Source organism: Agrobacterium vaccinii (assembly GCF_021310995.1).
Lineage (GTDB): Bacteria > Pseudomonadota > Alphaproteobacteria > Rhizobiales > Rhizobiaceae > Agrobacterium > Agrobacterium vaccinii.
Map to the genome: position 1 here is coordinate 2,345,915 of NZ_CP054150.1, position 22,337 is coordinate 2,368,251.

Annotated in this window: 27 protein-coding genes; 17 read left to right on the top strand and 10 right to left on the bottom strand. The window is 58.1% G+C overall.

The features are described from left to right. Window positions 1–3 precede the first annotated feature (3 nt). Window positions 4–1,071 (bottom strand): DUF2218 domain-containing protein, encoded by a 1,068-nt coding sequence (locus tag HRR99_RS11615; protein ID WP_233121803.1) that lies wholly within the window; start codon window positions 1,069–1,071, stop codon window positions 4–6. 386 nt (window positions 1,072–1,457) lie between these two features. Here HRR99_RS11615 and HRR99_RS11620 point away from each other — a divergent pair, with 386 nt between their 5' ends. Next, on the top strand, window positions 1,458–1,706 hold the full coding sequence (locus tag HRR99_RS11620; protein WP_233121804.1) for a hypothetical protein: 249 nt from the start codon (window positions 1,458–1,460) through the stop codon (window positions 1,704–1,706). Between the two features lie 21 nt (window positions 1,707–1,727). Here the strand turns inward: HRR99_RS11620 and ung are convergent, their stop codons facing one another. Together ung and HRR99_RS11630 are read right to left on the bottom strand one after the other, a co-directional pair. After that, a complete protein-coding gene (ung, locus tag HRR99_RS11625; protein WP_233121806.1) occupies window positions 1,728–2,420 on the bottom strand; it encodes a uracil-DNA glycosylase in 693 nt (230 codons plus the stop codon). Between the two features lie 13 nt (window positions 2,421–2,433). Next, window positions 2,434–2,829 (bottom strand): VOC family protein, encoded by a 396-nt coding sequence (locus HRR99_RS11630; protein ID WP_233121808.1) that lies wholly within the window; start codon window positions 2,827–2,829, stop codon window positions 2,434–2,436. A 187-nt stretch (window positions 2,830–3,016) separates the two neighbouring features. Here HRR99_RS11630 and HRR99_RS11635 point away from each other — a divergent pair, with 187 nt between their 5' ends. Beyond that, window positions 3,017–3,373 carry a YbaN family protein gene (locus HRR99_RS11635; RefSeq protein ID WP_233121809.1) on the top strand — a complete coding sequence of 119 codons (357 nt, stop codon included), beginning with the start codon at window positions 3,017–3,019 and terminating at the stop codon, window positions 3,371–3,373. Window positions 3,374–3,380: 7 nt separating this feature from the next. Here the strand turns inward: HRR99_RS11635 and HRR99_RS11640 are convergent, their stop codons facing one another. The 3 genes from HRR99_RS11640 to HRR99_RS11650 are packed head-to-tail and all read right to left on the bottom strand — an operon-like array spanning window position 3,381 to window position 6,135. Continuing rightward, entirely contained in the window at window positions 3,381–4,163 is a 783-nt protein-coding gene (locus HRR99_RS11640; protein ID WP_233121810.1) for a heme ABC transporter ATP-binding protein, read from the bottom strand. Continuing rightward, on the bottom strand, window positions 4,160–5,251 hold the full coding sequence (locus HRR99_RS11645; RefSeq protein WP_233121811.1) for a FecCD family ABC transporter permease: 1,092 nt from the start codon (window positions 5,249–5,251) through the stop codon (window positions 4,160–4,162). Before HRR99_RS11645 ends, HRR99_RS11640 begins: the two co-directional genes overlap by 4 nt. Further along, window positions 5,248–6,135 carry a heme/hemin ABC transporter substrate-binding protein gene (locus HRR99_RS11650; protein WP_233121812.1) on the bottom strand — a complete coding sequence of 296 codons (888 nt, stop codon included), beginning with the start codon at window positions 6,133–6,135 and terminating at the stop codon, window positions 5,248–5,250. Before HRR99_RS11650 ends, HRR99_RS11645 begins: the two co-directional genes overlap by 4 nt. Before the next feature lie 178 nt (window positions 6,136–6,313). Between HRR99_RS11650 and hmuQ the strand changes: the two genes are divergently transcribed. The 4 genes from hmuQ (at window position 6,314) to HRR99_RS11670 (ending at window position 8,740) form a co-directional block, all read left to right on the top strand. Beyond that, on the top strand, window positions 6,314–6,667 hold the full coding sequence (hmuQ, locus tag HRR99_RS11655) for a heme-degrading protein HmuQ (RefSeq protein WP_045228509.1): 354 nt from the start codon (window positions 6,314–6,316) through the stop codon (window positions 6,665–6,667). Beyond that, entirely contained in the window at window positions 6,664–7,170 is a 507-nt protein-coding gene (hutX, locus tag HRR99_RS11660; RefSeq protein ID WP_233121813.1) for a heme utilization cystosolic carrier protein HutX, read from the top strand. Before hmuQ ends, hutX begins: the two co-directional genes overlap by 4 nt. A 186-nt stretch (window positions 7,171–7,356) precedes the next feature. Further along, a complete protein-coding gene (purU, locus tag HRR99_RS11665) occupies window positions 7,357–8,241 on the top strand; it encodes a formyltetrahydrofolate deformylase (protein WP_233121815.1) in 885 nt (294 codons plus the stop codon). A 100-nt stretch (window positions 8,242–8,341) separates the two neighbouring features. Next, on the top strand, window positions 8,342–8,740 hold the full coding sequence (locus HRR99_RS11670; RefSeq protein WP_233123570.1) for a hypothetical protein: 399 nt from the start codon (window positions 8,342–8,344) through the stop codon (window positions 8,738–8,740). A gap of 39 nt (window positions 8,741–8,779) precedes the next feature. Here HRR99_RS11670 and HRR99_RS11675 read toward each other — a convergent pair whose 3' ends face one another. Both HRR99_RS11675 and HRR99_RS11680 read right to left on the bottom strand, forming a co-directional pair. Beyond that, the gene (locus tag HRR99_RS11675; protein WP_233121817.1) at window positions 8,780–10,156 is read right to left on the bottom strand and encodes a sensor histidine kinase; all 1,377 of its coding nucleotides are present in this window, start codon (window positions 10,154–10,156) and stop codon (window positions 8,780–8,782) included. Continuing rightward, window positions 10,153–10,833: a response regulator gene (locus HRR99_RS11680; protein WP_045228504.1), complete on the bottom strand. Its 681-nt coding sequence runs from the start codon at window positions 10,831–10,833 to the stop codon at window positions 10,153–10,155. The genes HRR99_RS11675 and HRR99_RS11680 overlap by 4 nt, the downstream gene beginning before the upstream one ends. An 84-nt stretch (window positions 10,834–10,917) precedes the next feature. Here HRR99_RS11680 and HRR99_RS11685 point away from each other — a divergent pair, with 84 nt between their 5' ends. From HRR99_RS11685 to HRR99_RS11720, 8 genes are all read left to right on the top strand, one after another. Then, window positions 10,918–11,985 (top strand): ABC transporter substrate-binding protein, encoded by a 1,068-nt coding sequence (locus HRR99_RS11685; protein WP_233123489.1) that lies wholly within the window; start codon window positions 10,918–10,920, stop codon window positions 11,983–11,985. 244 nt (window positions 11,986–12,229) lie between these two features. Then, window positions 12,230–13,174 (top strand): Bug family tripartite tricarboxylate transporter substrate binding protein, encoded by a 945-nt coding sequence (locus HRR99_RS11690; protein ID WP_233121818.1) that lies wholly within the window; start codon window positions 12,230–12,232, stop codon window positions 13,172–13,174. Further along, window positions 13,171–13,665 (top strand): tripartite tricarboxylate transporter TctB family protein, encoded by a 495-nt coding sequence (locus HRR99_RS11695; protein WP_065697655.1) that lies wholly within the window; start codon window positions 13,171–13,173, stop codon window positions 13,663–13,665. Before HRR99_RS11690 ends, HRR99_RS11695 begins: the two co-directional genes overlap by 4 nt. Before the next feature lie 94 nt (window positions 13,666–13,759). After that, window positions 13,760–15,277, top strand: coding sequence for a tripartite tricarboxylate transporter permease (locus tag HRR99_RS11700; protein WP_112498544.1), 1,518 nt, complete (start codon window positions 13,760–13,762; stop codon window positions 15,275–15,277). A 127-nt stretch (window positions 15,278–15,404) separates the two neighbouring features. Next, window positions 15,405–15,662 (top strand): hypothetical protein, encoded by a 258-nt coding sequence (locus HRR99_RS11705; protein ID WP_233121820.1) that lies wholly within the window; start codon window positions 15,405–15,407, stop codon window positions 15,660–15,662. Window positions 15,663–15,757: 95 nt separating this feature from the next. Further along, window positions 15,758–16,264, top strand: coding sequence for a DNA starvation/stationary phase protection protein Dps (gene dps / locus HRR99_RS11710; protein WP_422387264.1), 507 nt, complete (start codon window positions 15,758–15,760; stop codon window positions 16,262–16,264). A gap of 59 nt (window positions 16,265–16,323) precedes the next feature. Continuing rightward, the gene (locus tag HRR99_RS11715) at window positions 16,324–16,596 is read left to right on the top strand and encodes a hypothetical protein (RefSeq protein ID WP_233121823.1); all 273 of its coding nucleotides are present in this window, start codon (window positions 16,324–16,326) and stop codon (window positions 16,594–16,596) included. Between the two features lie 120 nt (window positions 16,597–16,716). Continuing rightward, entirely contained in the window at window positions 16,717–16,920 is a 204-nt protein-coding gene (locus HRR99_RS11720; RefSeq protein WP_111837648.1) for a CsbD family protein, read from the top strand. A 66-nt stretch (window positions 16,921–16,986) separates the two neighbouring features. Here the strand turns inward: HRR99_RS11720 and HRR99_RS11725 are convergent, their stop codons facing one another. Next, entirely contained in the window at window positions 16,987–17,352 is a 366-nt protein-coding gene (locus tag HRR99_RS11725) for a response regulator (protein ID WP_233121824.1), read from the bottom strand. 3 nt (window positions 17,353–17,355) lie between these two features. Next, window positions 17,356–18,819 (bottom strand): PAS domain-containing sensor histidine kinase, encoded by a 1,464-nt coding sequence (locus HRR99_RS11730; RefSeq protein ID WP_233121826.1) that lies wholly within the window; start codon window positions 18,817–18,819, stop codon window positions 17,356–17,358. 248 nt (window positions 18,820–19,067) lie between these two features. On the opposite strand from HRR99_RS11730, the gene HRR99_RS11735 reads away from it, so the two are divergent. The 3 genes from HRR99_RS11735 (at window position 19,068) to katE (ending at window position 22,332) form a co-directional block, all read left to right on the top strand. Then, window positions 19,068–19,388, top strand: coding sequence for a PepSY domain-containing protein (locus HRR99_RS11735; RefSeq protein WP_111837645.1), 321 nt, complete (start codon window positions 19,068–19,070; stop codon window positions 19,386–19,388). A gap of 45 nt (window positions 19,389–19,433) precedes the next feature. Then, window positions 19,434–20,039, top strand: coding sequence for a general stress protein (locus HRR99_RS11740; RefSeq protein ID WP_233121827.1), 606 nt, complete (start codon window positions 19,434–19,436; stop codon window positions 20,037–20,039). A gap of 142 nt (window positions 20,040–20,181) precedes the next feature. After that, entirely contained in the window at window positions 20,182–22,332 is a 2,151-nt protein-coding gene (katE, locus tag HRR99_RS11745) for a catalase (RefSeq protein WP_233121829.1), read from the top strand. Window positions 22,333–22,337: the final 5 nt, after the last annotated feature.

Sequence of the window (22,337 nt, forward strand, 5' to 3'; positions counted from 1 at the left end):
CACTTAGTGGTCGTCATTATTGGCACCCTTCACCCAGTAACCAGCCGTCACGAATGCCGTCTTCGGAAGCTTCGCGTCTTCGGCCAGCATTTTCTTGACGATGCGGGCTTCGCCCTTCTCGCAGCCAACGAAAACATGCAGTCCTTCAGAACCCGACCATGAATGCGCGCGCAGCGCCTGCGCCAGCAAACCCGCCGTTCCAGCGGCTTGACCGTTGCGATAGAGCCAGTTCCAGTTCATGTCAGATTTGGAGTAAATATTCTGCCGTTCGTTTTCATTGTCGATTTCGGCGTAGACCGTCAGTTTTTTACCCGCTGGCATATCCTCGGCCATACGCAGCATGACCGGTAGCGCGGTCTCATCACCGGCAAAAACGTAAGTCTCCGCATCCGGCATTTCGCCGCCGGGGCCGACGATGCCAACGATATCGCCTGCGGCAGCCGTCGCGCCAAAATGCGCACCCGGCATATCGTCACCCTCATGCATGACGAAATCGAGATCGATTTCCCCACGCGCGACATCGCCGGAGCGGATGGTATAGACGCGCCGGGCCTGCTCATCCTCGCCCTTTGCCCAGACAATGGCACCGGTCTTCGACAGATGCGGCCAGACTGGCGTACGGGTTTGATCGCGCAGGATGAGAATACGGACATGCAGACCGCCATTCATCAGGCGCTCGATGCCCTTATCGATGGCAATCACCACGCGGCGCATTTTCGGGGTCAAATTGTAGGCCCGCACCACCCGACCGCTGAAGAGATTGGGCATCTCGCGCATGTCAGAGCCATGGCCTTCCCAGCGGAAGTCCAGCGACGTATCGCCAGTAAACTCGACGATATGTTCTGCCACCATGGCCTTGACGGAGAGCAGCACATTTTCAGAAACACAGTTGATCCGTGCTGCGAAACGTCCGTCTTCCGCATCGAACGTGCCGTTGCCGTAATCCGCCTCGAAGTGCAACGCCTGCCCCTCGCGGGTCATCGTCATATACTCGGCAAAATGCTCGTGGAACGCATCGACGATGGCAGCTGGATCGGGAAGAACGACAGATGTTTGCGCAGACAGAAGCACCGGCTTAAATCCTTCAGATTATAGTCCGGTTATCTTTAAATCACCCGATCTGAAAGTGCAAAGCCGTTTTGCGCAAGGTCGTGTATTTTGGCAGCACCCCAACACCCCGCTTTTTTTTTGAAGTCCACCACCAACCCATTCGTTACGTTAATTTAACTTGACTGCCGTCGGCTCGCCTCTAGTTTCACCTCATAACTTTGTTACTGGAGTGGATCGTGAATAGATTTGCGGTTAATGCAGCTTTGGTTTTGACAATTTCAGCGGCGCTGTCGAGTTGCGTCACCACCAACGCCGACGGTGTGAAACAATATTCTTCCCAAAAGACGACTGTGAGCGGTGATCGTCTCAAAATCAGTCGAGTTGCCATTGTAAAACGCGATTGCAACATGCGCACATTTGCAGAAATGCGCGTAATTGATCCTCCTCAACACGGCAAGGTCGATATCGTTCACGAGAAAGTCGAAGGCAAGTTTTCCGGCGATTACAAGCTTTGCACAGGCAAAGAGGTGATGGGAACCGTCGCCTACTACACGTCTCAAAAGGGATATGTCGGTCGTGACAAAGTCGTCATCCGGGCATCATCGGAGGACGGCATCGTTCGCGACTATGTGTCTGAGATCAATGTCGTCAAATAGGCTTCAGGCGGTGTGACGGGATCAGACATCGGCTGGCAACTGCCAGTCGATTGGCTCCCGGCCTTTAGAAACCAGAAACTCGTTGGCTTTCGAAAAATGGTGGTTTCCAAAGAAGCCGTTATGGGCCGAGAGCGGTGAGGGATGCGGTGATTTGAGGACCAGATGCTTGGACTGGTCCACGAAGGCCGCCTTCTTCTGCGCGTAGGAACCCCACAGTAAGAAGACCACGCCATCGCACTCGTCATTCACGGTGCGGATGACGGCATCGGTGAACTTTTCCCAGCCCTGCCCCTGATGCGAGGCTGCACGGGATTGTTCCACCGTCAGCACGCTGTTGAGCAACAGCACACCTTGCTTTGCCCAGCTTTCCAGAAAGCCATGGCGCACGGGCACAATACCCAGATCGCTCTGCAATTCCTTGTAGATATTGACGAGCGATGGCGGCACGCGGACGCCCGGCTGCACGGAAAAACACAGGCCATGCGCTTGCCCTTCCCCGTGATAAGGGTCCTGCCCGAGAATGACGACTTTGACCTCGTCCAGCGGCGTCAGGTCGAGAGCGCGAAAATACTCGCTGCCCTTGGGAAAGATATGCTTGCCCGCATTTTTCTCGGCAAGTAGAAACTCTTTCAGCTTGAGCATGTAGGGGCTGGCGAATTCTGCGGAAAGAACGTGTTTCCAGCTTTCTTCCAGTTTGACGCCTGCCTCTGCCATGAAGAACCTCGTATTATTTGAAGCGATTGCCGCGTTCCAGCACTTCAATCTTGTACCCATCCGGGTCGCAGATGAAGAAGTATTTCGCGAAAGGCGTGCCTTTGTATTCAGTGTTGACGATCTTGCCGACCGAAAGGCCAAGCGCCGTCAGCCGCGCATGCTCGGCATCCACGTCTTCGACGCTCACAGCAATATGGCCATAGCCATCGCCCAATGCATAAGGCACTTCGCGGCCCTTGTTGATCGTCAGCTCAAGCTCGAAATCACCTTCGGCATTGCTGAGATAGACCAGCGTGAAGGTTTCGAACTCGAAACGCTCCGCGATCTCCAGACCGAAAACCTGATTGTAAAAACCCACCGAACGCTTTTCGTCCAGCACCCGGACCATAGAGTGAATAAGTTTGGCCATGGTGTTTCCTTCTTCCTGCTTCGTGGTGTCCTGCTTATGCCGCAGGCATCGGGGCAGGCAGATAGCCGCTGGAGCCGAGAGTTTCAACCCTTGAGGCCATTTCGAGGCGCATGGCAGACAATCACCCACGCCTCGGCACTACGGCTTCCCCACTATCCTGATATCAAAACTCATGATACCGGCAGGCATGCGCATCCTTTATCTCTGTCTTGGCTGGCTCATGGTTGCCACCGGCATCGTCGGTGCCTTCCTGCCGATTTTGCCTACGACGCCGTTTTTGCTGATCGCGCTCTGGTGCTTCTCCAAATCATCGCCGAAGCTGGAGGCGTGGCTTCTGTCCCACCCCAAATTTGGCCCGTCGCTCAGAAACTGGCGGGAAAAAGGTGCCGTCCCGCGCAAGGCGAAAATCGCCGCCGTGTCTTTGATGACAATGAGTTACGCGATCTTCTGGTTCGGTACCGAGCCAACGGCGCTACGGGCAACCATCGTCGCCGCCGTCATGCTGGGCGCTGCCCTCTACGTCTCGACCCGGCCCGAACCCTGAACGTTTCTTACCGGTGGCGTGATTGCGGCAGCACATAGGGTACGTGCCCAGCGGGTATGCGGCCCACGGTGCCGCCAATGCCATAAACCCGCGCAATCGTCTCGTCGTTGATCGTTTCGCGCGAGGGACCGCAGGCGGTAATTCTGCCGCGGTGCATGACGATAAGTTGATCTGCAAATTCCGCCGCGAGATTGAGATCGTGCAGAACGGCCAGCACCGTGCCGCCGTTTTTCGCAAAGTCCCGCGCGGTTTCCAGCACGGAAATCTGGTGACCGAGGTCGAGGCTCGATGTCGGCTCGTCCAGCAGAAGCGCCTTCGCCTCCCCGTTCTCGACGGCCTGCGGCACTTGCGCAAGCGCACGCGCGAACTGGACGCGCTGCTGCTCCCCGCCCGACAGCATGTTGTAGGCTCGCCCCTCGAAACCGCTCAAGCCAACCTTGGCGAGTGCCGCCCTCGCCTGCTCTTCCGGCTGAAAAGACCCCTGCGCCACGGCACCCATGCGCACGATTTCCAGCGCTGTGAAGGGAAACGACAGCACCGTGCTTTGCGGCAACACGGCCCGTAGTCGGGCAAGCTGGGCCGGTTTGAACAGTCCGACATCGACAGTACCATAGGCAACGGCGCCCGTATCTGCACGCATTTCGCCTGAGAGCACCTTCATCAGCGTTGATTTTCCAGCCCCGTTGGGACCGATAATGACGCTGAACGTGCCCGGCGAAAGCTTGATGGAGACATCGTCCAGCAAACGGCGGCCGGATCTCGTGACGGTAACACCACGCGTGGAAATCATGACACGTTCCTCAGACCCAGCCCGTTGTCACGGCCCAACAGCAGAAACAGGAAGACCGGCGCACCGATCAGAGCGGTGACGACGCCGATGGGCAGTTCGGCGGGTGCTGCCACGGTGCGCGCGAAACTGTCGGCCAGAAGCAGCAATGCTGCCCCGCCGATGGCGGAGGCGGGCAGCAGAAACCGGTGCGACGAACCGATGACAAGCCGCAGCAGATGCGGCACGACGATGCCCACGAAACCGATCGACCCAGCCGCTGCAACGCTCGCTCCGCAGGCGGCGGCAACGGCAACGATGACGACGCGCTTCAGGCGCTGCACCGGTATGCCCATGTGAAAGGCAACGGCATCTCCCAGAATCAGCGCATCCAGCCCCTTCGACACGAAGGGAATGCTGGCGAGAAGGAGGAGGAAAAACGGCAGCGTCGTCCAGATTTTCAAAGACGTCGCTCCGCCCAGCGAGCCAAGGCTCCAGAAGGTGATGTCGCGCAGCGCCCGGTCATCGGCCACGAACATCATCAACCCCATCAATGCGGCGCTGAGCGCGGCAATCGCAATACCGGCCAGAACGAGAACGGTGGTGGAGGTGGAGCCGTTGCGGGTCGCAATCAGATAGAGCAGCAGCGTATTGATCAGACCACCGAAAAACGCCATCAGCGGCAGAAAATGCGCCCCAAAAAACAGCGCAATCGGCGCCAGCATGCCGCCGCCCAGCGCCAGTGCCGCGACGGCAAACAGCGCAGCCCCCGACGTGATGCCGATCAGGCCGGGATCGGCCAGCGGGTTGCGAAACAGCCCCTGCATCATGGCACCCGAGACGGCAAGCCCGGCCCCGATCATCAGGCCGAGACCCGTGCGTGGCAGGCGCACGGCCTCAAGGATCACCCGGTCGCGCGCATCCATGGTATCGGCATGTCCAGTAAAATAGAGCCAGAGTTCATGCAGCCCCACACCCGTCGGACCGCTGGCCAGAGAGACGAAGCAGGCAAAGACCAGAACCGAAACGAGTGCAACAATCGTGACGGCACCCTTGCGAGAACGGTCTCCTGCTATGGGACCCGCGCCCTGGCTCACCACTGCGGCACTCATGGCTTCACGATTTCAGGGTAGAGCTTGGCGGCAAGTTCCCGTCCTGCCGCAGGGGTGCGCGGACCGAAACCGATGAGATAAAGACCATCCATGCTGATCAGCGACTTGGACGCCGCAGCCGGTGTGGATTGGAAGGCCGGAAGCGCAAATACCTGATCGGGATTTTCCGCATGGTTGCCGCGCTGCATGGTCAAGACCACTTCGGGAGCTGCCGCAATCACGGCCTCATCGGTCAGCGGCTTGTAGCCGGTGATTTCCTGGGCCGCATTGATACCGCCTGCCATTTCGATGATGGCCGCCGCTTCCGTATCCTTGCCAGCCGCCATGATGCGACCGCCTGCGGTGGAGAGAACGAACAGCACGCGCTTTTTCTTGTCCCCCACGCCAGCTACGTCACTCGCCAGCGCCGCAAGGCCCTTGTCCACCTCATCGGCCAGACCCTTGGCTTTGGCCGAAAGACCGACCGCTGCGCCGACATCCTCGATTTTCTTGGCAATAGCGCTCGGCAGCGGCGGCGTATCGACGGTCACCATCGGCACTTCGCTGGCCTTCAGAATGCCGATCACGTCGGCAGGACCGGCACCGTCTTCCGACAAAATGAGATCGGGCTTTTGCGAAAGAATGCCTTCCGACGATAGTGCACGCATATAGCCGATATCGGGCTTCGTCAGTGCTTCTGCCGGAAAGCTGCTGGTCGAGTCACGGGCCACGATGCGGTCTCCGGCACCCAGCGCGTAGAGAATTTCGGTGATCGTGCCACCCACCGCCACGATGCGCTTTGCCTGCGGATTACCCTGATCGGAGGCGCTGGCGGCCACGGGAGAGAGTGCCAGCGAAACAGGAACAATGGCACTGATGATGAGGGAACGAAGTAAAAGCGGCATGGCGTGATCCTGAAACAATGCGGCGCGCTACAGCCTGCACGCCATATAAGTTGAGTTAATTACACATCTTTATAAACCGCACAATCCGATAAGTTGACTATTTTTGTTATCTTTAATATCTCCGTCCCCAGGGGCAGCGGTGCCAACACTGGTGCCAGAACTGAAAGGGAGACTATCCATGTTTATTGCCATGAACCGGTTCCGTGTCGTGCCGGGCTTCGAAGAAGCGTTCGAAACCATCTGGCGCGAGCGCAAGCGCCATCTGGCCGAGATGCCGGGCTATGTCGAGTTTCACATGCTGAAGGGCGCCAAGGCCGACGACCACACGCTTTATGCATCCCACACCGTCTGGGCCACCAAAGACGATTTCACCGCCTGGACGAAATCCGAACAGTTCCGCGCAGCCCACGCCAATGCCGGCAACAATCGCGGCAAGGTCGAATATCTGTCCGGTCCGCATTTCGAAGGCTTCGACGTGATCATTCACGAGGGCCAGAACGGCGAAGACCTGCCCGTGGCAGCCCAGGCATGAGCGACACGTCCATTGCCGAGCGCGCAAGGGCAGCGCTTGCCGAAAAACCCGATGGCGTGGTGGAAGCCATTGCGGCAACTGCTGGCGTGACACCGGCTGACGTGCTGGCCGTTCTGCCGCACGGTGCCGCCGTCTCCGCGCCCGCCGAGAAGTTCATCGATATCTGGAACGAGCTACGCAGCTGGGGCGAAGTTCTGATGATCGTGCAGACGCCGGACATCGTCTTCGAAGTTCCCGGCCACCTGCCGGAGGGAACGGAAGGACATGGCTGGTTCAACATTCATGGTGACAGCCCCATTGGCGGGCACATCAAGAAAGACAATTGCGCGACGATCACCTTCGTGGACCGCACGTTCCATGGTCGCCGGTCACTGTCCGTCTGGTTCATGAATGCCGGTGGCAGCGCCATGTTCAAGCTGTTCGTGCGCCGCGACGAAAACAAGGAACTGATGGCCGACCAGCTTTCGAAATTTGAAGCGCTGCGCGACAGCTTCCTCTCCTGACGAAAACTCAGCCGCTACCTCTAATTTCGGTAGCGGCTTTTCCTTTGAACATCCAATGTCGCTTCCGGCATGGCTTGACCCTCCCATCATGCCCTATCCATTCAAGGCCTTGGTTCTGTGCGAGAGGCTTTTCGCCGTTCCCGACCTGCGCTATAGGCCGTTGCGACACATGATGAGGGGAAGCCGATGACGACCTATGTTTTGACCGTAGCCTGCACATCCAAACGCGGCATCGTCGCCGCCATCTCGGGTTATCTGGCGGACAAGGGTTGCAACATCGTCGACAGCTCCCAGTTCGACGACCTCGAAACCGGCAAATTTTTCATGCGCGTCTCCTTCATTTCCGAGGAAGGCCAGAGCATGGACAATATTCAGGCTGGCTTTGCGCCCATCGCGACGGAATTCGGCATGGAGGCCAATATCTACAGCGATGGCGAACGGACCAAGACACTGCTGATGGTGTCGCGTTTCGGCCACTGCCTGAACGACCTGCTCTATCGCTGGAAAATCGGCGCGCTGCCCATTGATATCGTCGGCGTGGTCTCCAACCATTTCGAATACCAGAAAGTCGTCGTCAATCACGATATCCCCTTCCACCACATCAAGGTTACGAAGGAGAACAAGCCGAAGGCCGAAGCGCAATTGCTGGACCTGATCGACACCAGCGGTGCAGAACTGGTCGTGCTGGCGCGTTACATGCAGGTGCTCTCGGACGAAATGTGCCGCAAGATGTCGGGCCGCATCATCAACATCCACCACTCCTTCCTGCCCAGCTTCAAGGGTGCAAACCCCTATAAGCAGGCTTACGAGCGCGGCGTAAAGCTCATCGGTGCGACAGCGCATTACGTCACCGCCGATCTGGACGAGGGCCCGATCATCGAGCAGGACACGGTTCGCGTCACCCACGCGCAATCGGCGGAAGACTACGTCTCGCTGGGCCGGGATGTGGAAAGCCAGGTCCTGGCCCGCGCTATCCACGCCCACATCCACCACCGCACCTTCATCAACGGCAACCGCACCGTCGTCTTCCCACCAAGCCCCGGCAGTTACGCATCGGAGCGGATGGGGTGATTTTTTACCGATGAGAATCTTGAACTTTATTTTCGCTGGGGAGCAACCGACCGCCTGACTGACCGTTGTTTTCACGTTATCAAACACAGAGGTCTCCCTCATGAAAAAGCTGATTATTGCCGGTGCCGCGCTGTTCCTCGCGGCAGGGTCTACGTTTGCCCAGCAGCCACCACCACCGCCTCCAGGGGGCGCGCCAGACGCGGGCCAACAGGCTGATGCGCCACCGCCTCCTCCACCACCTCCGGGTGCTGGACCAAGAGCCGATGTTCCTCCTCCACCGCCACCACCCGGCCATTGGGGTCCTAAAGACGGCGGCCCACGAGAAGGCGGTCCGCGTGATCGTATGATGATGCCACCGCCACCTCCGCCACCTTCGAAGGGCGCTCATTTCCGCCTGGAGCAGGGCGAAACCAAGATCGATATCAAATGCGCCGATGATGAGCCGATGAAGGCTTGTTCGGACATCATGATGCAGTTGATCAACAAGATTAACGAGTAATATTCCATTCGACCGATGAAGCGGCGCTCAGGCGCCGCTTCAGGAAAAACGGACGGTGGCTTTCAGCCCTTTTCCAGATGTACCGTCTTCCAGTGACAGCTGCCCGTTAAACAGCGCAGCAATCTCCTCGACAATGGCGAGGCCAAGTCCTGCGCCGGGTGCCGCATTGCCATCGCCTCTGGCGAAGCGCTGCCGCACGACATCTCTTTTTTCAGCAGAGATTCCTGGGCCGTTGTCTTCGACCTCGATAAACGCCGAGCCCTGAACATTTCCTACCCTCACCGTCACCTCCGCACCCCGCCCGGCATAGGCGATGGCATTGCTGATCAGGTTGCCCAGCAACTCTCCCAACAGCAACGGTTCTGCCGGAATGCTCGCCATTTCCACCTGTTCGAAACCAAGGTCGATGCCAGCATCTGCTGCAACAGGCACGTAGTCAGCCGTGACAGATTGCGCCAGCGAGACGAGATCGACCTCGACGAGGCTTTGCTTCTCTCCAGAACCGGCAGCATCGATATTGGCCATGCGCAGCAGTTGCGCCAGAATATGCTCTGCATGTGCGACAGAAGCGTCGCCCTTGTGAGCCGCCGCCTGCGCCTCTTGCAACGTCGAAGCGCGCGCCGAGAGGGCCAACTGCGTGCGAATAATCGCAAGCGGTGTTCTGAGCTGATGGCTGGCATTCCCCGTAAAGTGCCGCAGCGCATCCAGTGCAGATTGCAGCCGCACCATGAACGAGTTGACGGTTTCCACGAGGTTCTCGACTTCCACCGGCACGGATTGGCGGATCGGATGCAAATCATTGGGGCTGCGTTCAGCGATGGCTTCGCTGAGGCGGTAAAGCGGGCGCAGCGAAATCGTCACTGCAATCCACACGATAATAGCGGCACCGATGATCATGAACAGAAGGCGCAGAGCGGAGCGAATGATGATGGCCTGCGCCAGGCGGCTACGCGCAATCGTGGTCTCTGCCACGGTCACGGTAAACGGCACCGAGTTGACGCCCGTCGAGGCAAACCGCTCGATGGCCGCGACACGAATGGGCTCGCCACGAAATTCGGCATCGATGAAAATCGGCGCGTCACTGCGCGCCTTGTCCACCGAGGGCAGATTTTGATAGCCGGTCAGGAACTGACCGTTGGGGCCATCCACCCGGTAAAACACCCTGTCTTGCGCTGCCGATGTCAGCATTTCCAGCGCGACATAGGGGATATCCACCTCCAGCGAACCGTTTTCAGACACCACGACCCGCTCGGCAATTGCCAAGGCAGAGCCGGAGAGCACACGGTCGGAAACGATATTGGCGGTGTTGATAGCTTCACGATAGGTATCGGCCAGCGCGATGCAGCCGATGATCGCCGTGGAAATCAGAAGCCAGCCCAGCAGGCGCCGCCGCAGCGAATAGGCGGCCTGCCTCATTGCGCGGTCTCCGGCAGTTTTTCGAGGTAATAGCCGATGCCCCGCGCCGTCTTCACCGTCAGCCCGTGAGGCCCCAGACGTTTGCGCAGACGGCTGACATATTGCTCGATGGCATTGCCGGAAAGCTCGTCATCGAATCCGGTCAGAGACTGGACGATGGCTTCCTTTGCCACCACTTTTCCGGCGCGCATGAACAGCACTTCCAGCAGCGCCACCTCGCGTGCGGGAATGTCGAGCGGATGCCCTTCGGCGGAAAATGTGCGCGATGTCAGATCGAAGGAGACGTTACCGAAGCTGGCCAGCGAAGAGCGCAGACCGGCATTGCGGCGGAGCAGCACCCGCACCCGCGCCTCGAATTCATTGATGTCGAAAGGCTTGGTCATGTAATCGTCGGCACCGAGATCGAGCCCCTTTACCCGCTCCTCCGGCGAACCGCGGGCGGTGAGGATCAACACCGCCGCCTTGTCCTGACGGGCGCGCATGGAACGCAACACGTCTATGCCGTCCATTTCCGGCAGGTTGAGGTCGAGAATGACGAGATCGAAATTTTCAGCGGCAATGGCGGCAGAAGCGGACGCGCCATCGGACACCACATCCACGGCATAGCCGCTTCCGCGCAACAGCGCAGAAAGGCCTTCCGACAAAACCTGATTGTCCTCCACCAGCAGAATTCTCAACGCCAGCAATCCTCCATTTGGCTTTGAAACTATCCAAGCCTTTCCGTCTTGTGAATGGCAAGGCGCTGCGGCATGATCTTTTCCATGCGTATTCTTCTGTCCCTCTGTCTTTTCCTGACGGCCGCCACCTGTTTGAAGGCGCAGCAGATGCTGTTTCCTGCTCTTTCCGGGAAGGCAGACGCGGAAACGCTCGTGGTCTATTCTTCATTGGACGAGCCACTTGCCACGCCCATGATAGAAGGTTTCCAGAAAGCAAACCCGGATGTGGCGGTCTCTTACGAGGACATGCTGACGGGAGAGATCTACGATCGCATCGTGCGGGAAACGGACGCCGGTGAAAAAACCGCCGACTTCGCTTTCTCCTCGGCCATGGACCTTCAAGTCAAACTCAGCAATGACGGCTATGCGCAACGCTCCGATCTGCCGATGAGCGCACGCTGGCCCGCCTGGGCCAACTGGCGCAACACGGCCTATGCGCTGACCTTCGAACCCGCCGTCTTCGTCTACCACAAGCCGAGTTTCCAGACCGAAAAGCCCCCAGCCAGCCGCGCGGAGTTCGTGGATTATCTGGAGCGGCACGCCAAAGAGGTCCACGGCCGCATCGCAACCTACGACATCGAACGTTCGGGCGTCGGCTTCTTGTTCATGTCGCGGGATCAGGAGCAGTTCGGTGATATCTGGAATGTCATCAAGAGCATGGGCACGGCGGGCGTGAAGGTTTACTCCACCTCATCCGCCATTCTGGAACGCATCTCGGATGGCCGCTTCGTGCTGGGCTACAACATCCTCGGCTCCTATGCGGCGGATTGGGCATCGCGCCACCCCGATGTCGGCATCGTGCTGCCGAAGGACTATACAGTTGTCATGTCCCGCATCGGGCTGGTGCCGCAGGCGGCGCGCAATGCGGAACTTGGCCGTCGCTATCTGGAATTTTTCATGTCGAAGGAAGGCCAGACAATCATGGCGCGGCAGTTGCAGATCCCCGCCGTCAGCCCAGATGTGGCGGGCGACAACACGGCCAACATGATGCAGGCCATCCACGGCGCGCAATTGCGGCCCGTGCCGGTCAGTCCGGGACTGATGGTCTATCTCGACCAGGTCAAACGCGCCCGCATCATCGAGCGCTGGAACGAAGCTTTGCGCGCCCAGTAGACGTCTTTCAAAAATTAATAGACAGTAAATGTGCTGAGGAATTGCCAAGCGTCAGTTAGATGACAGCTTTCTATGGTGCTGTGCAGTTCTTCGTTCATCCGTGGAGGCGGACTGAAGAAGCGGGAGGATAAGTCTCACAGGACAGATGGTTCGGGTCGCTAACTTGCCACCCTTGATGTCGTCCGTGCGCGCCCCTTCCGCGATCACAACAACATGCCGAAACGGCATACAAGGAGGGTTCACTTTGAAGCATTTCCTCATCGCTTCGCTTCTCGCAGGCGCAATGGCACTTCCAGCGGCAGCAGCCGACTACACCATCATCGCACCGGCAAACCCCGGCGGCGGCTGGGATCAGACGGCACGTTCGTTGCAGACCGTTCTGCAGGAAGACGGCATTTCCAAGCGCGTTCAGGTTCAGAACGTTCCCGGCGCTGGCGGCACTATCGGCCTTGCCCAGTTCGCAAGCCAGCAGAAGGGCAATCCCAACGCGCTGATCGTCGGCGGCTACGTCATGGTGGGTGCGATCCTCACCAACCATGCACCTGTCACGCTGAAAGAAGTGACGCCCATCGCGCGTCTGACCGGTGAATACGAAGTCATCGTCGTTCCCGCATCGTCTGAAATTCAGAACATCGGCCAGCTGATCGAAAAGCTCAAGAAAGACCCGGGCAGCGTATCCTGGGGCGGCGGTTCGGCTGGCGGCACAGACCACATCACGGCGGGCCTGATTGCCAAGGCTGCTGGCGTCGATCCAACCAAGATCAACTACATCGCCTACTCCGGCGGCGGTGAGGCTCTGGCCTCCATTCTCGGCGCGCAGGTCACAGCCGGTATCTCCAGCTACGGCGAATTCGAAAGCCAGGTGAAGGCCGGAACCGTTCGTCTTCTCGCTATCTCCAGCGAAGCCAAGATCGACGGCATCGAAGCCCCGACGCTGAAGGAAAGCGGCCTCGACGTCGTGATCCAGAACTGGCGCATGGTTGCAGCACCTCCAGGCCTGACGCCTGAGCAGGAAAAGGCTGTTAGCGCCGACGTCGAAAAGCTGGCGAAGTCTGCCAAGTGGCAGGAAACTCTGAAGACCAAGGGCTGGATGGATACCTATCTTGCCGGTGACGCTTTCAAGGAACAGCTTGCAAAAGACACCGCCTCGACAGAAGCCATCCTCAAAGACATCGGACTGGTAAAATGAGCCAGGGTTCATCCCCTTCCCAAGCCACAAAGCGCCGCCCTGATTGGGCGGCGTTCGGCATCGCCGTTTTTCTGGTCATCGTCGCCGCCGTGATCTTCTGGGATTCGGCACGGCTTGCCAGCGTCACCGGTTATTCTCCGGTTGGCCCGGCAACCGTTCCTTACGCCATTGCCTTCTGTCTTGTCGGTCTGGCGATCTGGACCGGGTTCGAAGCATGGCGCAATGAATTTCCGGCCCGCGACAAACAGGAAATGGGACCTGTTTTCTGGGTCATCGCCGGTCTTGCCGCGCAGATGCTTCTGCTGAACGTCGCAGGCTTCTCGATTGCCACCGGCCTGCTCTTTGCGTTTACCGCGCGCGCCTTCGGCAAACGCAAGCTCTGGTATTCGATCCCCATCGGTATCGTTTTCAGCTTCATCATCTGGGTGATCTTTGCGCAGCTGCTACAACTCTCGCTGCCTGCCGGACCCTTGGAGCGGCTGTTCTTCTGACGGCCGATCCACTCGATAAACAACAAGACATGAAGCCTTGGCGCCCGCATTTTAAGCGCAGCAAGGGCTTCACCCGACAGGGGGACAACTGTCCATGAGCACTTTTGATTTTCTGCTGCAAGGCATCGCGGTTGCTGCGCAACCGATGAACCTTCTCTATGCGCTGATCGGCGTTACGCTCGGCACTGCCGTGGGCGTTCTGCCCGGCATCGGCCCGGCACTGACCGTTGCGCTGCTTCTGCCCGTCACCTACCAGCTCGATCCAGCCGGATCGCTCATCATGTTTGCCGGTATCTATTACGGCGGCATGTATGGCGGCTCGACCACGTCGATCCTGCTCAACACACCCGGTGAAAGCGCCTCCATCGTCACAGCGCTGGAGGGCAACAAAATGGCCCGCGCGGGACGTGGCGGACCGGCGCTTGCCACCGCCGCCATCGGCTCCTTCGTGGCTGGCCTCATCGCCACCATCGCTTTGGCTTTCGTCGCGCCCTACATCGTCAAGCTGGCGCTGGTCTTCGGCCCACGCGAATATTTCGCGCTGATGGTGCTGGCCTTCGTTACCGTCTCGTCGGCCTTCGGTGATTCGGCACTGCGCGGCCTCACCTCCCTCTTCATCGGCTTCACTCTCGCCATCGTCGGCATCGACCAGTTGACCGGCCAGACGCGCATGAGCTTCGGCATTCCCGATCTGCTCGACGGCGTGGAAGTCACCACACTGGCTGTCGCCATGTTCGCTATCGGTGAAACTCTGTTCATCGTGGCGCAGGGCCAGAGCGGCGACGAGAAGGTCGAAGCGGTCAAGGGTTCGGTCTGGATGAGCGCCCAGGATTGGGCTCGTTCGTGGAAACCATGGCTGCGCGGCACGTTGATCGGCTTCCCCATCGGTGCGATGCCAGCAGGCGGTGCAGAAATCGGCACCTTCCTGTCCTATGCGACGGAAAAGAAGCTGTCGAAGCACCCGGAAGAATTCGGCCACGGCGCCATCGAAGGCGTTGCAGGTCCTGAAGCGGCCAACAATGCGTCCGCAGCCGGTACGCTCGTGCCGCTGCTGACGCTCGGTCTGCCGACAACGGCAACGGCTGCCATCATGCTCGCCGGTTTCCAGCAGTTCGGCCTTCAGCCCGGCCCGCTTCTGTTTGCGACAAACCCGCAGCTCGTCTGGGGCCTGATCGCCAGCCTGTTCATCGCCAACCTCATGCTGCTGGTTCTCAACCTGCCGCTGATCGGCCTGTGGGTAAAGCTGCTGACCATTCCAAAGCCGTGGCTCTACGCTGGTATCCTGCTGTTTGCGACGCTCGGCACCATCGGCGCCAACCCATCGGTCTTCGAACTCGGCATGCTCCTGGCCTTCGGCATCCTCGGCTATGTCATGCGTATCTTCGGTTACCCGATTGCGCCTGCGGTCGTAGGCCTCATCCTCGGGCCGCTGGCCGAACAGCAATTGCGCCGTGCACTCGCCATCGGTCAGGGTGACCCTTCGGTTCTCTTCACCTCGTGGATTGCCGTGGGCCTGTTCGTTGTCGCCGCAGCCGCCTTCTTCATCCCACTGATCATGCGTATTCGTGGACGCGGACAGGTGCTGACGCAGTTGGCTGCCAACGAAGACTAAGACAAAAGGCGTTTCCTCCCAAGAAAGCCTCGGCCCCGCATTCGTAAGGATGCGGGGCTTTTTGTATCAGGAACAGAAAGGAGCCCGTACCGTTTAGACCATACGAATAAAGGCTGAGGAAAACCCGATGCGTCCCTATGTGCTGCTGCTTCTTGCGGGTCTGGCATCCTGCACCACCGCTTACACTGTCGAGCCCATTCCGGGCAGCATCACCTATGGCGGCCAGCCCAGAACGAAGCTGACGAAATCGCCTGTTGGCAGCACATTCAACCATGATTTCATCATGAACGATGGCCGGCGCGCCTATGAGACCTACCGCATAGAGCCGGACCGCTCTCTGACACTGCTGAACCGGGAGATCATCAGCGACGTCCCACCCGATTGATCGTTTGCAGCTTCTCGCCCTGTTGAGAGGATGAATGGAACGACTGTCTCGCTAACTCGTTGCTTTCTCGAACGTTTCGAAAATACCCATGATCGATGTGTCAGGAGAGAAAAATGAGAACGCATAAGACAAGAAACGATTTACCGTCCAATACCAAAGCAACTGTTATCGGGCTTTTGAACGAAGCTCTTGCCTCCGTTATCGATCTGTCCCTCGTCACCAAGCAGGCACACTGGAACCTCAAGGGTCCGCAATTCATTGGCGTCCACGAATTGCTGGATCAGTTTCGTGCCCTTCTCGACAAGCATAGCGACACGATTGCAGAGCGCGCGGTGCAGTTGGGCGGAACGGCGCTGGGCACGGTCCAGTCGGTCAATTCGACGTCGAAGCTCAAGTCCTACCCTACCGACATCTACAAGATTCAGGATCATCTGGATGAGTTGATCGAGCGCTACGGCGACGTTGCAAACCTCGTTCGCAAGTCCATCGACGAGGCGGATGATGCCGGTGATGCCAACACTGCCGACATCTTCACGGCAGCGTCGCGTGATCTCGATAAGTCGCTTTGGTTCCTAGAGGCACACGTCCAGGAAAAAGCCTGATTACAAACGAAAGCGCCCGGCGAAAACCGGGCGCTTTGTCTATCCTCTATGACCAATCAATGGCGACGCAGAACCGCTTTGCCGATGTCCCGCAGCATTTCGTGATCGAGAATGCCGCGCTGGGCGCTTCTGATCAGCACTGCTGCACATTCGTTGGCTACATGGCTGCTTCGGTCCTCAAGGCACTCGAAGCACACGCCATCAAATATAGTCTGAAGGTCAGTGACCTGTTGGGGCGACAGTTGTGTGCCCACACGTTGAAAAGCCACGTACGACAAGGCTCATCCTCCCAAAGATGCGAATTATCCGTACTCAATTACAAGAATGTTTAGGTTTTACACCTGATCGAATCACATGTCGAATCGGATTTTAACGAATTTTCAACGATTATTTTTCTGGAACTCCAATCAATCGCCACCCGTTACTGATTCGTCACAACGAGGAGAATGTACATGGACTGGAACCGCGTAGAAGGTAACTGGAAACAGGTCAAAGGCAAGATCAAGGAACAGTGGGGCAAGCTGACCGACGATGATCTGGACCAGATCGCAGGCAAGCGTGAGCAGCTTGAGGGTAAAATCCAGGAGCGCTACGGCGTAGAAAAAGACCATGTCAAAAAGGATGTCGATACCTGGTACGATCGCCAAACCTGGTAATGACAATTAAAACGAACATACGAAAATGCCCGCATCGAGCGGGCATTTTTGCGTTAGGTACGCATCTCAGGTCGGACGCAGACCAAAGTCGTGTAATGCCTTCTCGATGAGATTGGGCGAGACGGGCTTCGTCAGAAAAATCACCCCCGGCGGCAATACGCCTTCGGCAGGATCGTACCGGCCAGAAATGACGACGACCTTGATATCAGGCCAGCGGCGATGCGCGACATTGGCCAAGCCCAGACCATTGATCGAGCCCGGCATATCGATATCCGTCAGAATGGCGTGGATGGGCGCATCACGTTCCAGCATTTCGACAGCCTGATCGGCCGTGGACGCTTCCTCTGCCACGAAGCCAAGGTCTGAAACCATATCGACGAGATCAAGGCGAATAAGCCCGTCATCTTCGACTATGAGGAGGCGCGGTTGCATCAATCAATGCTCCTGCTGAAAACTGGAAAGGTCTGCAGAGATGATGCAGCGGAGACCACCGGCATCATAGGCAATGTCGACCCGGCTATCTGCGGCACCGGCAAGACCGGCTTTGATAAGACGTGAGCCGGACCCGACGCGTTGCGGCATGGCGACAACAGGGCCTCCGGTTTCAGTCCACAAAAGTTCAAACCTGTCCTTCGCTTCGCCCGTCACATGCCAGCGAATATCGACCCGGCCTTCCGGCACCGACAATGCACCATACTTGATGGCGTTCGTCGCAAGCTCATGCAGGATCAGCGAAAGCGATAGCGATGGACGCGAACCAACCCGAAGATTAACGCCTGATACGGTAAACCTTGACGCCATCGGGTCGTTATGGACCTCAAGCATCTGGTTGACGAGTTTATGGACATGCGACGTGCCGAGCCCGCCCTGGATCACCGTGTCATGGGCCGCGCTCAATACACCGATACGGGCCGAAAGCGTCTTGCGTGCGCTATCCAGACTTTCGGCGGAGCGCAACGTCTGCGAAGCAATAGCCTGCACCATGGCGAGCTGATTCTTAAGGCGATGACCAAGCTCGTGCGAGATCAGTTCGCGATGCTTCTGCTCTGCCAGCCGTTCCGTGACATCCTGCGCCTGCACGAGAATCCCCGTGATTTCACCGGACCCGGAACGCATCGCCTGATAGACGAGATCGATCATGCGGCTTTGTTTTTCGCCATCCGGTCCACGGTTCAACTCCACCGGTACGGCGCGCGCGGCGAAAGGCTTACCGGTTTTGTAGACATCATCGAGCAGGTCGATAAAGCCCTGCTTGACGACTTCGGATACCGCTTCCGCAACGGGACGTCCGATGATGTCACGACCGACGCCGATCATCGAGTAATATTCCTCGTTGGCGAACTCGAAGATATGGTTCGGGCCACTGAGCGTCGCGATGCCGGATGGCGACATCTGGAAAATCTGCAGCAGCTTCTCGTGCATGCTTTCCTGTTCGCGCCGCATGATGATCTCGTTGGTGATCTCGCTACAGGCACAAAACATGCCCAACACGATACCACTCTGATCGCGCACCGGCGTATAGGAAAAGGAAAAGTGCGTTTCCTCGGGGTAGCCCTTGCGGTGCATGATGAATTCGATGTCATCCATCGACGTGCCCTGCCCGGCATAGGCCGCCGAAATAATCGGATCAACCGCCTCCCAGATATCAAACCATAGTTCTTGGAAGGAATGCCCAAAGGCCGCAGGGTGGCGGTTGCCACACATGACCGCATAACCGTCATTATAAAGACAGGTCTGCTTGGGACCCCAGACGATGAGCATGGGTTGCAGTGATCCAAGCATGACGTTGACGAGCGTCTGAAGCTCCACAGGCCATGAATCGGGAACGCCTAACGGGCTATTTTCCCAAGCAAAACCCCGGAACAAATCTCCGCATTCGCCACCGCCTACAAAATTCAAAACTGTCCCCGTACGTCCTGTTCCCTCCACGACAACTCATTCGTCCTGATTTGGTTCCATGACAAAACGCAAGTCTGCGCCCGGCCCAAATAAGGTCTGAGAAAGTCTCGCCGAGACCGTTTAGAAAGATGCCGAGAGGAAAAAAGCAGGTCCTTATTTAAATTTCACTAATTTGGAACGAATGGACTCTCCCGCAGTTTGAGATGCACGGAGCTGTGAAAAAGCGGCCCGCATAAGAGGAAATCATTATGAAGAAAATCATTCTTGCGGCAGCGCTGCTCAGCGCCACTGCCTTGTCTGCTGCTGCCCAGACGTCCGCACCTGCCACCAGCACCGATGGCAACACGCCAGCCGTTGCCACACCGGAAACAAAGAACCCGACTGCCCCTGTCGAAGGCGCCAACAGCTTTACCGAAGAGCAGGCCAAGACGCGTATCGAAGAGGCCGGTTATTCCGAGGTCAAGAACCTCATGAAGGATGACAAGGGCATCTGGATGGCTGCGGGCATGAAGGACGGCAAGGCTGTCACCATCGCCATGGACTACCAGGGCAATGTCGTCGCCAAGTAATCACGCCGTCACACGCTGACGCAACAGAATTTTGAGGAGCACGACATGAAAACCATTACCGGACTTTTTGACGACCACGCAGATGCACGCGAAGCAGTCACCGCACTGGAATCCGCTGGCGTACCGTCCAAGGACATCAGCATTGTTTCGAACAATGCACATAACCGCGACCACGCTGACGAGTCCAAGGCCGCTGAAGGTGCTGGAACCGGCGCAGGTATCGGTGCTGTCGTTGGCGGCGCTGGCGGTCTTCTGACTGGCCTTGGCCTGATGGCGATCCCGGGCGTTGGCCCGGTTGTTGCAGCCGGTTGGCTTGCAGCAACAGCCGCAGGTGTCGCAGCCGGTGCGGTTGCAGGTGGTGCAGCTGGCGGTATCGTGGGCGCGCTGACGGACTCTGGCGTGTCTGAAGAAGATGCCCATGTCTACGCAGAAGGTGTGCGTCGTGGTGGTACCATCGTTACGGCAAAGGTAGACGACAACCACGTGTCGGAAGCCGAAGCCATTCTCAAGCGCTCCAACTGGGTCGATCCCGCGGAACGCCGCACAGCTTACAATGAGCAGGGCTGGCAGCGTTTCGACGATGCGCTTGATCCATACGACACGAACCAGATTGAAGAAGAGCGCAAGCGCTACAACCGCCCAACGCTCTGATTGATGACTACTGCGACGTCTCCTTCAAACACTGAAAACTGAAGCGTCGTGAAATTTGCGGGGCCGCCTTTTCCGGGCGGCCCTTTTTTCATCAATGCTGCCTCTGTGCAGTTCACGCTCACAACCATCAGGGAGATGCGTCATGGCCAAGAAACCGGCTAATCCACCATCAGTGCAGCCAACGGACGTCGTGACCATCCACGACCAAAAAATGCAGCGTGGTTCAGGGGGCGAGCTGCACCAGTTTGCTGAGGGCGATACGCCTGTCATGACCACCGCACAGGGTGGACCCGTGGCCGACGATCAGAATTCGCTGCGGATCGGCTCACGTGGCCCCTTGGTCGTGGACGATTTTCACTTCCGTGAGAAGATGTTCCACTTCGACCACGAACGCATTCCCGAGCGCGTCGTCCACGCCCGCGGTTATGGCGCCCATGGTTATTTCGAAACCTATGAGTCCCTTGCGGACTATACCAAAGCCGATATCTTCCAGCGCAAGGGCGAGAAGACGCCGGTCTTCGTCCGGTTCTCCACCGTTGCCGGTAACAAGGGTTCTGCCGATCTTGCCCGCGATGTGCGCGGCTTTGCCGTCAAGCTCTACACGCAAGAGGGCAACTGGGACCTCGTCGGCAACAACATCCCTGTGTTCTTCATTCAGGACGCGATCAAGTTTCCCGACCTGATCCATGCCGCCAAGCAGGAACCGGACCGCGCCTTCCCGCAGGCACAGACAGCCCATGATAATTTCTGGGATTTCATCAGCCTGACACCTGAGAGCATGAACATGGTCATGTGGATCATGTCGGACCGCACCATTCCCCGCTCCCTGCGCTTCATGGAAGGCTTCGGTGTCCACACCTTCCGCTTCGTCAATGCGGATGACAAATCCACCTTCGTCAAATTCCACTGGAAGCCAAAACTCGGCCTTCAATCGGTCGCATGGAACGAGGCCGTCAAGATAAACGGCGCAGACCCGGATTTCCACCGTCGCGACCTGTGGAACGCCATCCAGTCAGGCGATTTCCCGGAATGGGAATTGCAGGTACAATTGTTCGATCAGGACTTCGCAGACAGCTTCGACTTCGACATTCTCGATCCAACCAAGATCATCCCGGAAGAAATTCTCCCGCCCAAGGCCATCGGTCGCATGGTGCTGGACCGCATGCCGGACAATTTCTTTGCCGAGACCGAACAGGTCGCCTTCATGACGCAGAACGTGCCGCCGGGTATCGATTTCAGCAACGATCCATTGCTGCAAGGCCGCAACTTCTCCTATCTCGACACGCAATTGAAGCGTCTGGGCGGTCCAAACTTTACGCATCTGCCCATCAATGCACCGAAGTGTCCCTTCGCGCACTTCCAGCAGGATGGCCACATGGCTATGCGCAACCCGGTGGGCCGAGTGAATTATCAGCCCAACTCGCATGGCGAAGGCCCGCGCGAATCGCCCACAGCCGGTTACCGCCACTTCCCGGCGGAAGAACAGGGCACAAAAGCGCGCCTGCGTCCTGAAAGCTTCGCCGATCATTACAGTCAGGCACGCCAGTTCTACATCAGCCAGACGGGTGCAGAACAACGCCATATCGCCTCGGCCCTCACCTTCGAGCTCAGCAAAGTGGAAATACCGGCAATCCGCGAGCGGATGGTGTCTCACCTTCTGAACATCGATGAGACGCTGGCAACGACCGTAGCTCAGAAGCTAGGCATGCAGACGATGCCGAAACCTGCGGACGCGGCCATGCCGACCCGTCAGGACCTCGACCCATCGCCCGCGCTCAGCATCGTTGAAAACGGTCCGAAGCGCTTCGAAGGTCGCAAGCTCGGCATTCTCGTGACAGATGGTGTCGATGCCGGTCTGCTATCTGCACTGACAGGCGCGGTGACGAAGGAAAAGGCTGTCTTCGAACTGATCGCTCCAAAGGTTGGCGGCGTGAAGGCGTCCGATGGGAGCTTGATCAAGGCCCATCACATGATCGATGGCGGTCCATCGGTCCTGTTCGATGCCGTGGCGTTGCTGATCTCAACGCAGGGTATCGAAGACCTTGTCGATGAAGCTGCCGCACGCGATTTCGTGGCCGATGCCTTCCAGCATTGCAAATTCATCGGCTACGTCGAATCGGCCATGCCGCTCATGCAAAAGGCCGGTCTTGCCGAAGCGCTGGACGAAGGCGTCATCGCCCTGCCGCAGGATGAAGACCCTGCAGACTTTGTTGCCAAACTCGGCACTCTCCGGGTCTGGGGCCGCGAGCCATCCGTCAAGCTCGGCAAGGCATCTCCACCGCTCAAGTCATGAGAGGA

Excerpts from the sequence above, each read along its gene's own strand:
- hmuQ (WP_045228509.1), top strand. The coding sequence starts at position 6,314 with ATGTTTATTGCCATGAACCGGTTCCGTGTCGTGCCGGGCTTCGAAGAA.
- HRR99_RS11740 (WP_233121827.1), top strand. The coding sequence starts at position 19,434 with ATGAAAACCATTACCGGACTTTTTGACGACCACGCAGATGCACGCGAA.
- HRR99_RS11720 (WP_111837648.1), top strand. The coding sequence starts at position 16,717 with ATGGACTGGAACCGCGTAGAAGGTAACTGGAAACAGGTCAAAGGCAAG.
- HRR99_RS11705 (WP_233121820.1), top strand. The coding sequence starts at position 15,405 with ATGCGTCCCTATGTGCTGCTGCTTCTTGCGGGTCTGGCATCCTGCACC.
- hutX (WP_233121813.1), top strand. The coding sequence starts at position 6,664 with ATGAGCGACACGTCCATTGCCGAGCGCGCAAGGGCAGCGCTTGCCGAA.
- ung (WP_233121806.1), bottom strand. The coding sequence starts at position 2,420 with ATGGCAGAGGCAGGCGTCAAACTGGAAGAAAGCTGGAAACACGTTCTT.
- HRR99_RS11675 (WP_233121817.1), bottom strand. The coding sequence starts at position 10,156 with ATGAGGCAGGCCGCCTATTCGCTGCGGCGGCGCCTGCTGGGCTGGCTT.
- purU (WP_233121815.1), top strand. The coding sequence starts at position 7,357 with ATGACGACCTATGTTTTGACCGTAGCCTGCACATCCAAACGCGGCATC.
- HRR99_RS11700 (WP_112498544.1), top strand. The coding sequence starts at position 13,760 with ATGAGCACTTTTGATTTTCTGCTGCAAGGCATCGCGGTTGCTGCGCAA.
- HRR99_RS11735 (WP_111837645.1), top strand. The coding sequence starts at position 19,068 with ATGAAGAAAATCATTCTTGCGGCAGCGCTGCTCAGCGCCACTGCCTTG.
- HRR99_RS11670 (WP_233123570.1), top strand. The coding sequence starts at position 8,342 with ATGAAAAAGCTGATTATTGCCGGTGCCGCGCTGTTCCTCGCGGCAGGG.
- HRR99_RS11640 (WP_233121810.1), bottom strand. The coding sequence starts at position 4,163 with ATGATTTCCACGCGTGGTGTTACCGTCACGAGATCCGGCCGCCGTTTG.
- HRR99_RS11635 (WP_233121809.1), top strand. The coding sequence starts at position 3,017 with ATGCGCATCCTTTATCTCTGTCTTGGCTGGCTCATGGTTGCCACCGGC.
- katE (WP_233121829.1), top strand. The coding sequence starts at position 20,182 with ATGGCCAAGAAACCGGCTAATCCACCATCAGTGCAGCCAACGGACGTC.
- HRR99_RS11630 (WP_233121808.1), bottom strand. The coding sequence starts at position 2,829 with ATGGCCAAACTTATTCACTCTATGGTCCGGGTGCTGGACGAAAAGCGT.
- HRR99_RS11725 (WP_233121824.1), bottom strand. The coding sequence starts at position 17,352 with ATGCAACCGCGCCTCCTCATAGTCGAAGATGACGGGCTTATTCGCCTT.
- HRR99_RS11695 (WP_065697655.1), top strand. The coding sequence starts at position 13,171 with ATGAGCCAGGGTTCATCCCCTTCCCAAGCCACAAAGCGCCGCCCTGAT.
- HRR99_RS11620 (WP_233121804.1), top strand. The coding sequence starts at position 1,458 with ATGCGCACATTTGCAGAAATGCGCGTAATTGATCCTCCTCAACACGGC.
- HRR99_RS11685 (WP_233123489.1), top strand. The coding sequence starts at position 10,918 with ATGCGTATTCTTCTGTCCCTCTGTCTTTTCCTGACGGCCGCCACCTGT.
- HRR99_RS11650 (WP_233121812.1), bottom strand. The coding sequence starts at position 6,135 with ATGCCGCTTTTACTTCGTTCCCTCATCATCAGTGCCATTGTTCCTGTT.
- HRR99_RS11715 (WP_233121823.1), top strand. The coding sequence starts at position 16,324 with ATGGCGACGCAGAACCGCTTTGCCGATGTCCCGCAGCATTTCGTGATC.
- HRR99_RS11645 (WP_233121811.1), bottom strand. The coding sequence starts at position 5,251 with ATGAGTGCCGCAGTGGTGAGCCAGGGCGCGGGTCCCATAGCAGGAGAC.
- dps (WP_422387264.1), top strand. The coding sequence starts at position 15,758 with ATGTGTCAGGAGAGAAAAATGAGAACGCATAAGACAAGAAACGATTTA.